12 protein-coding genes are annotated in these 13,590 nt (G+C 72.9%); 7 read left to right on the top strand and 5 right to left on the bottom strand.

All coding sequences use genetic code 11. From position 1 onward, the window contains the following. The first annotated feature begins 132 nt into the window (after nt 1-132). Complete coding sequence (locus O7619_RS21095) at nt 133-1,131, top strand: PaaX family transcriptional regulator C-terminal domain-containing protein (RefSeq protein WP_282282946.1); 999 nt, start codon at nt 133-135, stop codon at nt 1,129-1,131. Between the two features lie 39 nt (nt 1,132-1,170). On the opposite strand, the gene O7619_RS21090 is transcribed toward O7619_RS21095, so the two are convergent. Then, complete coding sequence (locus tag O7619_RS21090) at nt 1,171-1,890, bottom strand: TetR/AcrR family transcriptional regulator (protein ID WP_282282944.1); 720 nt, start codon at nt 1,888-1,890, stop codon at nt 1,171-1,173. Between the two features lie 94 nt (nt 1,891-1,984). Between O7619_RS21090 and O7619_RS21085 the strand changes: the two genes are divergently transcribed. From O7619_RS21085 to katG, 4 genes are all read left to right on the top strand, one after another. Next, the gene (locus tag O7619_RS21085; protein ID WP_282282943.1) at nt 1,985-2,845 is read left to right on the top strand and encodes an SDR family oxidoreductase; all 861 of its coding nucleotides are present in this window, start codon (nt 1,985-1,987) and stop codon (nt 2,843-2,845) included. Between the two features lie 337 nt (nt 2,846-3,182). Further along, nucleotides 3,183-4,190: a glycoside hydrolase family 11 protein gene (locus tag O7619_RS21080; RefSeq protein ID WP_282282942.1), complete on the top strand. Its 1,008-nt coding sequence runs from the start codon at nt 3,183-3,185 to the stop codon at nt 4,188-4,190. A gap of 119 nt (nt 4,191-4,309) precedes the next feature. Then, entirely contained in the window at nt 4,310-4,738 is a 429-nt protein-coding gene (locus O7619_RS21075) for a Fur family transcriptional regulator (RefSeq protein WP_282282941.1), read from the top strand. A gap of 43 nt (nt 4,739-4,781) precedes the next feature. Beyond that, nucleotides 4,782-7,058 (top strand): catalase/peroxidase HPI, encoded by a 2,277-nt coding sequence (katG, locus tag O7619_RS21070; RefSeq protein ID WP_282282940.1) that lies wholly within the window; start codon nt 4,782-4,784, stop codon nt 7,056-7,058. A 62-nt stretch (nt 7,059-7,120) separates the two neighbouring features. On the opposite strand, the gene O7619_RS21065 is transcribed toward katG, so the two are convergent. Next, entirely contained in the window at nt 7,121-7,684 is a 564-nt protein-coding gene (locus tag O7619_RS21065; protein WP_282282938.1) for a GNAT family N-acetyltransferase, read from the bottom strand. 48 nt (nt 7,685-7,732) lie between these two features. Here O7619_RS21065 and O7619_RS21060 point away from each other — a divergent pair, with 48 nt between their 5' ends. Both O7619_RS21060 and O7619_RS21055 read left to right on the top strand, forming a co-directional pair. Then, nucleotides 7,733-8,515 (top strand): methyltransferase domain-containing protein, encoded by a 783-nt coding sequence (locus O7619_RS21060; protein WP_282282937.1) that lies wholly within the window; start codon nt 7,733-7,735, stop codon nt 8,513-8,515. A gap of 184 nt (nt 8,516-8,699) precedes the next feature. After that, on the top strand, nt 8,700-10,889 hold the full coding sequence (locus tag O7619_RS21055; RefSeq protein WP_282282936.1) for a carbohydrate-binding module family 20 domain-containing protein: 2,190 nt from the start codon (nt 8,700-8,702) through the stop codon (nt 10,887-10,889). A 59-nt stretch (nt 10,890-10,948) separates the two neighbouring features. Here the strand turns inward: O7619_RS21055 and O7619_RS21050 are convergent, their stop codons facing one another. The 3 genes from O7619_RS21050 to O7619_RS21040 all read right to left on the bottom strand — a co-directional run bounded on the left by O7619_RS21050 (nt 10,949) and on the right by O7619_RS21040 (nt 13,556). Continuing rightward, a complete protein-coding gene (locus tag O7619_RS21050) occupies nt 10,949-12,160 on the bottom strand; it encodes an MFS transporter (protein ID WP_282282934.1) in 1,212 nt (403 codons plus the stop codon). A gap of 77 nt (nt 12,161-12,237) precedes the next feature. Continuing rightward, nucleotides 12,238-12,720, bottom strand: coding sequence for a hypothetical protein (locus O7619_RS21045; protein ID WP_282282933.1), 483 nt, complete (start codon nt 12,718-12,720; stop codon nt 12,238-12,240). Nucleotides 12,721-12,728: 8 nt separating this feature from the next. Next, complete coding sequence (locus O7619_RS21040) at nt 12,729-13,556, bottom strand: hypothetical protein (RefSeq protein WP_282282932.1); 828 nt, start codon at nt 13,554-13,556, stop codon at nt 12,729-12,731. Nucleotides 13,557-13,590 lie beyond the last annotated feature (34 nt).

Here is a 13,590-nt window from a genome sequence, read left to right as displayed (position 1 = left end):
GGCTCCGCGTCGGGTAGCACATAGTGTTCTCGCCGGTCCGCGAAGTGTCAATCGACGTATCACGATGTGCATGGCGCCGGCGTGGTCCGTCTACAGTCGAGGTCCCGTCCCCGAGCCGAGTCCGGAGCGCCCGTGGCCAGCGCGTTCGACATCGAGGAGATCTACCCGGACGAGCCGTCGGTACGGCTGCCCCGGCGGCAGTCCGGCACCGCGCCGCAGGGCGTCGCGGTGACGCTGATGGCGGACTACACCCTGCGTACCCGGGCGGCTCTTCCGTCCGCGGCGATCGTGGCGCTGCTCGCGGAGGCCGGGGTGAGCAGCGCCGGCGCCCGGACCGCGATCAGCCGGCTGGCCCGCCGGGGCGTGCTGGAGCGCAGCCGGGCGGGCCGCAACAGCTCCTACCGGCTCAGCCGGTCCGTCGCCGCGAGCCTCTCCGCCGGCGGGCACTGGATCCTCGCCTCCACCTCGCCCGCGGCGCCGTGGGACGGGTGTTGGACGATCGTCGCGTTCTCGCTGCCGCAGGACCACAGCGCGCAGCGGCGGGCGCTGCGCGGCCAGCTCCGCTGGCTCGGCTACGCGCCGCTGTACGACGGGTTGTGGATCTCGCCGCACGAGCTGACCCGGGCGGCGCGGGCGCGGCTGGCCCAGCTCACCCTGGGCGCGGTCACGGTCTTCCGGGGCCGACACGCGGAGCTGGACGCGGCCGGCGGACGCCCGCCGATCGAGGCCTGGGACATCACCGCCATCAGCCGGCAGTATGACGAGTTCCTGCGCCGGTGGACCCCGCTGGCGTCCCGGACCGGGTCGGTCGACGGCGAGGCGGCGGTGCGGGCGCGCACCGAGGTGATGGACACCTACCGGCGGTTTCCCACGCTCGACCCGCGGTTGCCGCTGGAACTCCTGCCGGCCGGGTGGCCCCGGCAGGCGGCCCGGGAGCTGTTCGCGGCCGTCTACGACGGCCTGGCCGAACCCGCCGAGCGGCACGTCCGGGCGGTCGTCGCGGCGCACGCCGCCGGCGCGTCGCCGGAGGTCCGGGCGCACACCACCGCCGACCTGCTTGCCGGGGTACGCGCGCACCCGTGCGCCGCGCCGCCGGGTTTGACGGGCGCTCCGGGCGCGTCGCTGGCGTGACGAGCGCGGGGCGCGGGGGAGCGGCGTGCTACCTGCCGGTCACGTCGGGCGCCCGCTGACGCGGTCGAGCCACTCGACAAGCAGGTGGCGCTCGGCGTCGCTGAGCACCCCCAGCCGCGGCGCGAGAGCGCGGAGGGCGACGGCCGTCGCGCGGGGGCCGTCCGGCGGCTCGGCGGGGGGGTCGGTCAGGATCCGGCCCAGGACGGCGTCGATCATCGCGTCGGCCAGGGCGGGGTCCTGTCGCTCCGGCGGGGTCGCCAGCAGGGTCTGTACGGTCCCGACGCCCGCCGCGTGGATGAGGTCGACCGCGTGCGGCTCGGGGACCCGGAGCCGGCCGGCTGCCGCCAGTCGGTGGACGCGGGTCTCCAGGATCCGCCTGCCGGTGCGGGCGGCCGGCGAGTCGGATGCGCGCTCCGGGTCGCTCAGCAGGCGGAACACGGCCGGGTTGGCGAGGCCGAACTCGATCTGTCGGCGCCAACTCGCGCGGAGGTCGTCGAGGGGGTCGACGTCGGCCGCCGTGGCGGCAGCCGCCGCGGCGGCCTTGTCCTGGACGAACGTGGTCAAGACCTGCTCGGCGACGGCCTCCAGCAGACCGTCCTTGTCGCCGAACAGGCGGTAGATGGTCGGCGCCTGGACCCCGGCTCGCTCCGCGACGCCGCGGGTCGTCACGGCGCTGGGCCCGCCCGCGTGCAGCAGCCACGCGGCGGCGTCGACGATCGCCGTCCGCGTGCCCGTCCGGTTCGTGACCCCATCACCCATGAACCAACGATAACACTTACTTGCTATCAACGGTCACAGGCGCTACGGTGGGCGTGTTTCCGTTGATAACCCGAAAGGCAAATCAGTGATAATCGTGACCGGAGCGACCGGAGCCCTGAACGGCGCGACCGTCGACCACCTGCTCGAGCGGCTGCCCGAGACCGAGATCGTGGTGGCCGTGCGCGACACCGCGAAGGCGGAGCGCTTCGCGCGGCGCGGCGTCGAGGTCCGGCGCGGCGACTACGCCGACCCCGCCTCCCTGCCGACCGCGTTCGCCGGCGCCGACCAGCTTCTGCTCGTCTCGTCCAACGACCCGGTCGCGGACGTGACCGGCCTGCACCGCGCCGCGGTCGACGCCGCGGTCGACGCCGGTGTGAAGCGGATCGTCTACACCAGCCACCAGGCCGCCGCGCCGGACAACCCGTTCCCTCCGGCGCGAAGCCACTTCGCCACCGAGCGGATCCTGGCCGCCTCCGGGATCGCCTGGACCTCGCTGCGCAACGGGTTCTACGCCCACAGCCTCCCGTGGTTCGCCGGCCCGTGGCGCGAGACCGGCGTGATCGCCGTCCCCGGCGACGGTCCGGTGTCCTGGACCGCCCGCGAGGACGTCGCCGAGGCCGCCGCCGTCATCCTCGCCTCCGACGGCGGGTACGACGGCCCGACGACCCTGACCGCGCCCGCGGCGCCGACCTTCGCCGAGATCGCCGAGATCGCCTCCGAGATGTCGGGGCGGACCATCCGGTACCAGTCGACGGACGAGGCGGACTGGATCGCCGCGCAGGTGGCCGCCGGGGTGCCGGAGCCCCGGACGCGCTTCCTGCTGGGCTTCTACCGGGCCGCGCGGGACGGCTTCTTCGCCGGCGTCGACCCGCTGCTCGGCGACCTCCTCGGCCGTGCGCCACGCGACGCGCGCGACGCCCTGCGGCAGGCGGCCGGAGTCGCGTCGGACTCCTGACGGCGGTGGTCGTCCGGGTGCGAACCTCTGATCCGGAAAGTCTCCGAAATTTTCGGAGCCCGAACCTCGTCGGCGTCCGGCCGGCGGCGGGCAGGGGCGCGGAAAGTTCGCTGTCGAAGCGCTTCAACTCGCCGTCTTCCAGCGCAAACCCGGCTTCGGTGATCTCTGTGTCGCCATCACCGGTTTCCATGATGTTTCCGGAAGTTGTTGACACAGTGAACGGCGGCTCCAATACTGTGGCCATCGACTCGCCTCGATGGCGATCGAGGTTCGTCGGCCGGTGGTGGTGCTGCCACCCGCCGGCCGCGCCCCCGCCACCACAGGGAGGAACACGCCCATGAACGACGCCCCCGTCCGCTCGGGCAGCCGCAGGCGCGGACGCCTCAGGATGCTTCTCGGCGGAGTCTGCGCCGTGGCGCTCGCCGCCGCCGGCACCACTGCGGTCCTGTCCGGTCCCGCCTACGCCGACACGACCGTCACGTCGAACCAGACCGGCACCAACAACGGCTACTTCTTCTCCTTCTGGAAGGACAGTGGCAACGTCTCCATGACCATGGGGAACGGCGGTCAGTACAGCACCCAGTGGAGCGGCATCAACAACTTCGTGGCCGGCAAGGGCTGGAATCCCGGCACCGCGCGCAACGTCACGTACTCCGGTAGCTTCAACCCGTCCGGCAACGCCTACCTCACCCTGTACGGCTGGACCCACAACCCCCTGATCGAGTACTACATCGTCGACAGTTGGGGTAGCTGGCGCCCGCCGGGCAGCGGCTACATGGGCTCGGTCAGCTCGGACGGCGGCACGTACGACATCTACCGCACCCAGCGGGTCAACGCGCCGTCGATCGAGGGCGACAACAAGACCTTCTACCAGTACTGGAGCGTCCGGCAGTCGAAGCGGGTCGGCGGCACCATCTCCGCCGGCAACCACTTCAGCGCCTGGTCCCGGCTCGGCATGAACCTCGGCAACCACGACTACCAGATCCTGGCCACCGAGGGCTATCAGAGCAGCGGAAACTCCAACATCACGGTGGACAGCTCCGGTGGTTCCAACCCGACCACCCCGCCGCCGAACAACGGTGGCGGCTGCACGGTCAGCGTCAACCGGGCCGAGGAGTGGGGTGACCGGTTCAACACGACGTTCTCGGTCAGCGGCAGCAGCAACTGGACGGTGCGGATCCAGACCCAGGGCGGGCAGAGCCTGCAGAACAGTTGGAACGCGTCGATCAGCGGCACCAGCGGCACGCTCACGGCACGTCCGAACGGCAACGGCAACAACTTCGGCATCACGCTCTACAAGAACGGCAACAGCAACACGCCGACGGCGACCTGTTCGGCTAGCTGAGTCGACCTCTCGCCCGGGTGGGGGCGCCGCGACAGCGGCGCCCCCACCGTCGTGTGTGCCGGCCGACACACCCGGGCGGAAACTTGATTCATTCCAGAAGACTGGACTATGTTCGGGGCATGACGTCCGACTTCGAGACCCAGTTGCGGGCGGTCTCGTTGCGCGTGACCCGGCCCCGCCTGGCGGTGCTCGCCGCCCTGCGGGACCATCCGCACGTCGACACCGACACCGTGATCGCGCTGGTCCGGGCAGACCAGCCCACGGTCTCCCACCAGGCGGTCTACGACGTGCTCCGGGCGCTCACCGACGCCGGGCTGGTGCGCCGCATCCAGCCGGCCGGCGCCGTCGCCCGCTACGAGTCGCGGGTGGGAGACAACCACCACCACATCGTGTGCCGCTCGTGCGGCACGATCGCCGACGTGGAGTGCGCCGTCGGTCACGCCCCCTGCCTCACCGCCGCCGACGACCACGGTTTCGTGGTCGACGAGGCGGAGGTCGTCTACTGGGGCACCTGCCCCGACTGCGCGACCGACCGCACCGCCACCTGATCAGCCAGTTCGGCCAATGATCCGCCAGTTCGGAAGGAAACAGATGAGCGACACCCAGGACAACGGGCCCGTCAGCGCCCAGGGCGTGGACGCCAAGGAGGCGGCCGGCTGCCCGGTCGCGCACGACTCCGCGACCGCGACCGGCAGTGAGAGCGAGAACCCGGCGATCGACTCGCCGACCCCGAAGACCGGTGGCCGCCCGCGCACCAACCGGGACTGGTGGCCCAACCAGCTCGACCTGTCGGTGCTGCACGCCCACTCGTCCAAGGGCAACCCGCTGGGGGCGGACTTCAGCTACGCCCGGGAGTTCGCCAAGCTCGACGTCGAGGCGCTCAAGCGCGACATCACGCAGGTGCTGACCACCTCGCAGGAGTGGTGGCCGGCCGACTTCGGCCACTACGGCGGCCTGATGATCCGGATGAGCTGGCACGCGGCGGGCACCTACCGGATCGAGGACGGCCGTGGCGGCGCCGGCGACGGCGGCCAGCGGTTCGCCCCGCTGAACAGTTGGCCGGACAACGCCAACCTGGACAAGGCCCGCCGGCTGCTCTGGCCGGTCAAGCAGAAGTACGGCCAGAAGATCTCCTGGGCCGACCTGCTGGTGCTGGCCGGCAACGTCGCGCTGGAGTCGATGGGCTTCAAGACCTTCGGCTTCGGCTTCGGCCGCGAGGACGTCTGGGAGCCCGAGGAGATCTTCTGGGGCCCGGAGGACACCTGGCTCGGCGACGAGCGCTACGCCTCCGAGAAGGAGATGGCCGCCGGCGTCGGCGCGACCGAGATGGGCCTCATCTACGTCAACCCGGAGGGCCCCCGCGGCAACGCGGACCCGGCCGCGGCGGCGCACTTCATCCGGGAGACCTTCCGCCGGATGGCGATGAACGACGAGGAGACCGTCGCCCTCATCGCCGGCGGTCACACATTCGGCAAGACCCACGGCGCCGGCGTCGCCGACGACCACGTCGGCCCGGAGCCCGAGGGCGCCCCGCTGGAGGCGCAGGGCCTCGGCTGGCTGAGCACGCACGGCACCGGCAAGGGCGGTGACACGATCACCAGCGGCCTCGAGGTGACCTGGACCGACCGGCCGACGCAGTGGAGCAACCGCTTCTTCGAGATCCTCTTCGGCTACGAGTGGGAGCTGACCACCAGCCCGGGCGGGGCCAAGCAGTGGGTCGCGAAGGACGCCGAGGCGATCATCCCGGACGCGCACGACCCGTCGAAGAAGCACCGGCCGACGATGCTGACGACCGACCTGTCGCTGCGGGTCGACCCGGCGTACGAGAAGATCTCGCGCCGCTTCCTGGAGAACCCGGACGAGTTCGCGCTGGCGTTCGCCAAGGCGTGGTACAAGCTGCTGCACCGCGACATGGGCCCGGTCAGCCGCTTCCTCGGCCCGTGGGTCCCCCAGGCGCAGCTCTGGCAGGACCCGGTCCCGGCCGCCGACCACGAGCTCGTCGGTGACGCCGACATCGCCGCGCTCAAGGCGAAGGTCCTCGACTCCGGTCTCACCACCGCCCAGCTCGTCTCCACCGCCTGGGCCTCGGCCGCGAGCTTCCGCTCGACCGACAAGCGCGGCGGCGCCAACGGCGCCCGGATCCGGCTGGAGCCGCAGCGCAACTGGGAGGTCAACCAGCCCGAGCAGCTCGCCACCGTGCTGGCGACCCTGGAGGGCATCCAGCGGGAGTTCAACGCCGCCGGCGGCGCCCGGATCTCGCTCGCCGACCTGATCGTGCTGGCCGGTTCGGCCGCGGTCGAGAAGGCGGCGCGGGACGCCGGGGTCGAGGTGACGGTGCCGTTCCACCCGGGTCGCACCGACGCCAGCCAGGAGCAGACCGACGTGGAGGCGTTCCGGGTGATGGAGCCGCGCGCCGACGGTTTCCGCAACTACCTGCGGCCGGGTGAGAAGACCGAGCCGGAGGTGCTGCTCGTCGACCGGGCGTACATGCTCAGCCTGACCGCGCCGGAGATGACCGTCCTCGTCGGTGGTCTGCGGGCCCTCGGCAACAACGTCGGCGGCGCGGCGCACGGCGTGCTCACCGACCGGCCCGGCGTGCTCACGAACGACTTCTTCACCAACCTGCTCTCCCCGGGCACCCGGTGGAAGGCGTCGGAGTCCGAGGAGCACGTGTACGAGATCCGCGACCTGGCCACCGACACGGTGAAGTGGACCGCCACCGCGGTCGACCTCATCTTCGGCTCGAACTCCCAGCTCCGGGCGCTGGCCGAGGTCTACGCCAGCGACGACGCGCGGGAGAAGTTCGTGACCGACTTCGTCGCCGCCTGGACCAAGGTGATGGAGCTGGACCGGTTCGACCTGTCCTGATCCACCTGTCCCACCCGACGAGCCCCGGTCGATCCGTCACGGACCGACCGGGGCTCGTCCCGCTACCGCCGCTCCCAGCGCTCCTTGGTGATCTCGTACCGCACGTCCCCGTGCTCGGCGCCCTCGATCATGTCCAGGTCGGCGGGAGTGGGCATGCTGTCCACGAGCGTCATGCCGACCTTCTCCATGACGTGGCGCGAACCGTGGTTCACCGCCATCGTCTCCGCCCAGACCATGCGTACCCCGAGCGTCGTGAACGCCTTGCCCAGCAGCGCCCGCGAGCCCTCGGTGGCGTAGCCGTTGCCCCAGGCCGCCTGCCGCAGCCGATAGCCGAGTTCGACCTCGTGCAGCGGGCCCTGCGGCGCGGGGCGCAGGATGAACCAGCCGATGAACGCGCCGCCGTCCTTCTCGTGCGCGGCGAACAGCCCGAGGTCGCCGCCCCATCTCTCGTAGCCGGCGATGATGTTCGGCAGGTGGCGTTCGCGGATGATCTCCGGCGCGGTGGGCCTGCCGCCGGTCAGGTAGCGCATCACCGCCGGGTCGCTGTCCAGCTCGATCAGCAGCTCCGCGTCGTCGGCGGTGAATCGGCGCAGGACCAGGCGCTCGGTCTCCAGGTAGGTGTCCACGAGTCGATCATGCGGGAAGCGCGCCGGGCAGCCAATAGGATTTCGCTCGTGCACGGGTTCACCGACGTCGACCGCCAGCCGACCCCGGGCGCGTGGGTCGGGGTGCTCGACCGTCTCGGCGGGGAACCGTTCTACCGGTCGTACCAGCGGCGGGTCCGGGAACTGCTCCACCCGGTGCCCGGCGGTCGTTACCTCGACGTCGGCGCCGGCACCGGGGCAGGCGCGGCCGCCCTGACGGACGAACACGACGTCAGCGTCGTGACCGTCGACCACGCGCGGACCATGGCCGCCGCCATGCGGGCGCGCGGCCTGACCCGGTGCGCCGTCGCCGACGCCCATCACCTGCCGTTTCCCGCCGACTCCTTCGACGGGGCGTGGGCCGACCGGACGCTGCAACACCTGGCCGATCCGCACGCCGCGATCCGGGAGCTCGTCCGGGTCGTCCGGCCGGGTGGCCGTGTCGTTCTCGCCGACCCGGACTACGACACCCAGGTGCTCGACATCGCCGACCAGGGGTTGGCGCGGCGTGTGCTGCGGTTCCGGGCCGACGTCCTCCTGCGCAACGGCGCCCTGGCCCATCAGCACGCCGGCCTCCTGGCCGGACACGGCCTGGTCGACGTCGCCGTGGAACCCCGAACGCTGCTGGTGCGGAACCCGACCGCCGTCGACAACGTGCTCGGCCTCCGCAGTTGGGCCGCCACCGCCGCGCGACGCGGAGCACTCGACCCGGCCGACGCCCGTGCCTTCGAAGACCAGTTCGACGAGGCCGTCGCCGCCCGCCGCTTCACCTACGCGGTGACCTTCTTCCTCACCGCCGCCACGGTCACCTGACTGACGGCCCGAACGACGCCCCGGGAGGGAGGGCGGGGGCGGGGGAGGGGGTGTTGCTTGCAAGTTTCTAAAAAGTTGCCGCAAGGTATTGCAAAGACTTTCATGGATGCCGCATCGTGGTCGCACCTGGACGGCCGTCCTTCCCCCGTGAGCCCTTTCGAGCACCGGAAGAGGTCCCCCTGCCATGGAATCCGTCAGGCCACACCCCCGTGGCCGCGCCGGTCGCCTGCTGCTCGCCGCCGCGCTCGTCGCGGCCGGCGGCGCGGCCGTCGTCGCCGCTGCCACCACCGCCACCCCCGCCCGCGCCGCCACCGTTCTCAACGACAGCGAGGTAACCGCCAACCTCTGGGAATGGAACTGGACCTCGGTCGCCGCCGCCTGCACCGACCACCTCGGCCCCGCCGGGTACGGCGCGGTGCAGGTGGCCCCGCCGCAGGAGTCGGTGAGCCTGCCGAACAGCCCCGACGGCGTGCACCCCTGGTACGAGGTGTACCAGCCGGTGTCGTACAAGCTGGACAGCCGGTTCGGCAACCGGCAGCAGTTCGCCGCGATGGTCACCGCCTGCCACGCCGCCGGCGTCCGGGTCTACGTCGACGCCGTGGTCAACCACATGGCCGGCACCAACAACCCGGCCGGCACGCGCGGCTACGCCGGCACCGAGTTCACCGGCTACAGCTACCCGGCGGTGCCCTACGGCAGCGGGGACTTCCACCGGCCGGGGGACAACTGCCCGACCGGCGGCGGCATCAGCGACTGGAACAACGAGGCCCAGGTGACCAGTTGCGAGCTGCTCTCCCTGTCCGACCTCTACACCGAGAAGGACGCCGTCCGCACCCGGATCGCCGGCTACCTGAACGACCTGATCGGCCTCGGAGTCGACGGGTTCCGGGTCGACGCGGTCAAGCACGTCAAGAAGGACGACTTCGCGGCGATCCTCGGCAAGCTGGACGACACCGTCGTCGAGGGCCGCCGCCCGTACGTCGCCCAGGAGATCTTCGACGGCGCGAGCAACCCGGCATTGCAGGCCCGGGCGTACGTCGGCAACGGCGACGTGCTCGACTTCGGGTACGCCAAGGGCATCCGCTCGGCGTTCCTCGGCTCCATCTCCACGCTGGCGAACGTGCCGAACTGGAACCTCGACGCGCCGAGCGCCAACGTCTTCGCCATGGTCACCAACCACGACCTGGAACGAGACGGCGTGGTGCTGTCCTACAAGGACGGCGCCGACTACGTGCTCGCCAACTACTTCGCGCTGGCGTACCCGCACGGCAAACCGTCGGTCTACGACAGTTTCACCTGGTCGAACCGGAACCAGTCCCCGCCGAGCGACAGTTCCGGGCGGGTCACCGACACGGTCTGCGGCGCCGCGTGGAACTGCCTGACCCGCAGCGCCGGCATCAGGGGCATGGTCGGCTGGGCCAACGCGGCCCGGCCGGTGAAAAGCGTCTCGGACTTCACCACCGTGAACGACAACGTGATCGGCTTCCACCGGGGCGACCGGGCCTGGATCGGCATCAACGACTCCGGCTCCGCCGCCACCGCCACGTTCGCCACCGGGTTGGCCGACGGCCGGTACTGCGACGTCATCGCGGGCGGCGCCACCGCCGCCGGGTGCACCGGCGCCACGGTGACCGTCTCCGGCGGCCGGGCCGCCGTCACCATTCCGGCGAACGGCGCCGTCGCGGTGCACGTCAACGCCCGGCCGGGCGCGAACCCGTCGCCGACCGCGTCGGCCACCGCCTCGCCGACGGCCGGCCCGACCACCAGCCCCTCCGACCGGGTCGCCACCACGTTCACCGTGAGCGCGACCCCGGCCGCCGGCCAGGACGTGTACGTCGTCGGCAGCGTCCCCGAGCTGGGCTCGTGGACGCCGGCCAACGGCGTCAGGCTCGCCGCGCAGGGCGGCGGCGCCTACCGTGCCACGGTCGACCTGCCCCGGTCGACGGCGGTCGAGTTCAAGCACGTCAAGATCACCTCGGCCGGGGTGGTGACCTGGGAGTCCGGCGCGAACCGAAGCTTCACCACACCGGCCGCCGGCACGTACGCGGTGACCGGGACGTTCCGCGGCGACACCGTCTCGACGGCGGTGGCCACCTCGTTCGCGGTCACCGCGACCACCACCTACGGCCAGAACGTGTTCGTGGTCGGCAACGTCGCGGCGCTGGGCGGGTGGAACCCGGCGAACGCGGTCGCGCTCTCCCCGGCGACCTACCCGATCTGGCGGGCGACGGTCGACCTGCCGCCGAACACCGCGGTCGAGTACAAGTACGTGAGGAAGAACCCGGACGGGACCGTGACCTGGGAGTCCGGCGCGAACCGGACCTTCACCACCCCGGCCGGCGGCACCCGGAGCAACACCGACACCTGGCGGTAGCGGCCGACGGCGCGGCCCGTCCTCCTCCGGCGGGGACGGGCCGCGCCGTACCCCCGAGGTCATGAGCCCGCGCGCGGCCGGAGCCGGGCCACCGGCCGTCCCAGCGGACGGCGTCCGACGACTGCCACCAGCGCGGCGGCCAGGCACGCGACGGCGGCGACGACGAGCGGCGGCCGACCGCCGGCGTGCACGGCCGCCGCGCCGAGCGGGATGGCCAGCGTGATCGGCCCGAACATCGCCGTGTTCGCGGTGCCGGCCACCCGTCCGAGCAGCGCCGGCGGGGTGTGCGTCTGCACCGCCGTGACGGCGGCGACGAGCGCCCACGGCAGGCCGACCCCGACCACCACCGAGGCGGCCACCGTGGCCGGCCACCAGGGCAGGCAGCGGGCCAGGCAGCCGGCGGCGAACAGGACCGCGCCGGCGACGCCGACGGCGGACGCGCCCCAGTGGCGGACCAGCCGGCCGACGACCAGCCCGGCCAGCACCGAACCGGCGCCCTGCGCGCTGGCCAGCACGCCGAGGAACGTCGACGGCAGGGCCAACTCCTCGATCACCACGGCGTAGAGCGCCGCGGTGGTGAAGCCGGACATCGCGATCGACACCGCCGCCAACGCCACGGGTACGCGCACCGCGCGGCGGCGGAGGAGGACGGCGAGCCCGGCCCGGGGGCCGGACGGACGGGCCGGCGCCGGGTCGTCGACCGGGGCCGCGTCGACGCCCGTGGCCGGCAGCCGCAGCGCGCCGTAGAGCACGGCGACCAGCAGCGGCACGGCGGCGCTGAGCACGGCGACCGGGTGCCCGCCCCGCCAGGCGTAGAGGCCCGCCCCGGCCAGCGGCGCGACCAGCTTCATGCCCTCCTGGGCGCTGGACCGCCAGCCGTTGACGTCGGCGAGTCGCGCCGGGGGCAGCGCCGCCGGCAGCAGCGCCGTCTCGCCGGCGTCGATCAGCACGTAACTGACGCCGTAGGCGACCGAGACCGCGAAGATCAGCCAGGTCTCGCCCGGCCCGCGGACTGCGAGCAGGCTGAGCAGGGTGGCGGCCAGGGCCAGGTGGACGGCGATGACAAACGGTCGTCGGGGCGCCCGGTCGAGCAGCCCGCCGAGCCAGGGACCGGCAAGCACCGGGGCGTAGACGCAGAGCCCGGCGAGTGCGGCCAGCCCGGTGGAGCCGGTGAGGTCGAGCACCCAGATGCCGGCGACGAGCGCCATGGCGCTGCCGCCCAGCCCGGACAGCACCGAGATGGCCACGAACAGCACGGCGTTGCGGCGCATGAGCCCTCCGGAGTTGAGCGGGGTGGACTCACATCCTGAATTCCTGAGCGGAGCCGGCGCAATGCCGCCGGCATGCGTCAATCCCTTGTTGACAGCGCGGCGGCGATTCGGCGGGCGGCCCCGCGGGCCGGCGCCGGCAGTCGCGGTCCGACCCCGGCCAGGTCCCCGACGAGGTACGCGGCCAGCGCGAACAACGGTCCCGGCGCGGCGTCCAGGGCCGAGGCGCAGGTACGACGCACCAGCGCCGCCCGGCGGAACCGGCCGTCCCACGCCCGGTCCGCCGCGATCCACCGATCGAGATCGGTCACGGCTGCCCGCAGCCCCACCACCTCGGCCGACCAGGTGCGGTCGAGTCGCCCCAGCCGCGCGCGGCGGGCCGTCACGAGCCGTTGCCGGCGCTGCTCGGCGGCCTGCCGGCTGCTCAGCCCCAGGGCGCCGGCGATCTCCGCCCAGGTGACGCCGTCGTGCCGGGCCCGGTCGATCAGCTCCAGCTCCCGCTCGTCCAACCGGGCGCGGGCGGCCCCGATCTCGGACAGGAGGGACAGGTCCGTCGACGCCACCGTGACGGTCAGCGGGGCGGGGCCACGTACAGGGCGGTCCGGCAGCCGGTCTCGCCGGGCTCCAGCCAGATCCGGTCGTACCCGGGCTCCTCGATCTTTCCGGCCGGCGTGCGGACCAGCAGGAGGCACTGCCGTTCCTGCGGTACGCCCACGGCGGCGACGAGCGCGCCCTCGTGGGTGATCGTGTCCACGGTGATCCACTCCTGCGGGAACGCCGCCCGCACCGCGCCCGCGAGCGTCGCCGGGGTGGCGGTGCGCAGCACCGTCGTGAGCCGCTCGCGCCCGTCGTCCGGCAGCGCCGGCACCGGCGCGGCGGTCGGCGGTGGGGGAGCGGCACCTGGCGGGCAGTCGATCTCGCGATAGGTGGTGTAGCGGTAGAGCCGCAGCTCGTAGCGGTAGCAGCGGGTGATCCGGCCGGCGGGGTGGCTGCTCTCGCCGGGCCGGGTCGTCGGCCCTTCCCCGAGGGACACGAACCGGACGTCGATGGTCGCCAGTTCGTCCGCGTAGACGCGACCCGACCAGGCCAGGGCCTCCTGCCGGACGGCCGGGTCGGCGCCCGGCGGCGGCGTCGCGACCTCCGTCACGACCTCGGTGGCGGCGATCGACGCGGCGTCCCGGATCCGGTCGCGGTGTCCGAGCGCCTGGTTGAGGCGCTCCGCCGCAGCCGCCGCCGGGTCGGTGGGGCGCACGGCGTCCGACACCGGCGCGTCGTCCCTCGCCGGCTCGGCGCCGGGGCGCACACCGCACCCGAGAAGCGCCAGCGTGACCGTGACCGCGACGGCGGCCCGTCGCCGTCGGCCGGATCCCGGCTTCTCCCGTACCGATGCCCCGTTCACGGGCGTCACGCTACCGCCGCGCCGCCACCGGGGA

Source organism: Micromonospora sp. WMMD998 (assembly GCF_029581235.1).
Classification (GTDB): Bacteria; Actinomycetota; Actinomycetes; order Mycobacteriales; family Micromonosporaceae; genus Micromonospora.
Note: the sequence above shows the minus strand (reverse complement) of the source record. Positions and strands in the feature narration are given on the sequence as shown.